The 302-nt window shown below is 63.2% G+C and carries 1 protein-coding gene; it reads left to right on the top strand.

Annotated elements, in window-relative coordinates; genetic code table 11:
• The coding region (locus tag AVS7_RS24950) for an IS5/IS1182 family transposase (protein WP_024001850.1) at positions 1 to 301 on the top strand (301 nt) is incomplete at its 5' end.
• Position 302 lies beyond the last annotated feature (1 nt).

Genomic DNA, 302 nt, shown 5'->3' with positions numbered 1-302 from the left:
GAGCAAGCGAGAAGAGACGCAGCACGTCGAGGCCAACTGGCATGTGGCGATGCGCCCGGGCAAGCGCAAAGCTCTGGACAAAGCCACGCCCATGGGCGCTGTGCTCGACAAGCTCGAACACGTCAAGGCCAGCATCCGCGCCAAGGTCGAACATCCGTTTCGGGTCATTAAGCGCCAGTTCGGGCATGCGAAGGTGCGCTACCGCGGCTTGGCCAAGAACACGGCGCAGCTGCACACGCTGTTCGCGCTCTCCAATCTGTGGATGGTGCGACGAACGCTTTTGCAGGGGGCCCGGGGATGAG

Source organism: Acidovorax sp. MR-S7, assembly GCF_000400995.2.
Lineage (GTDB): Bacteria > Pseudomonadota > Gammaproteobacteria > Burkholderiales > Burkholderiaceae_C > MR-S7.
Note: the sequence above shows the minus strand (reverse complement) of the source record. Positions and strands in the feature narration are given on the sequence as shown.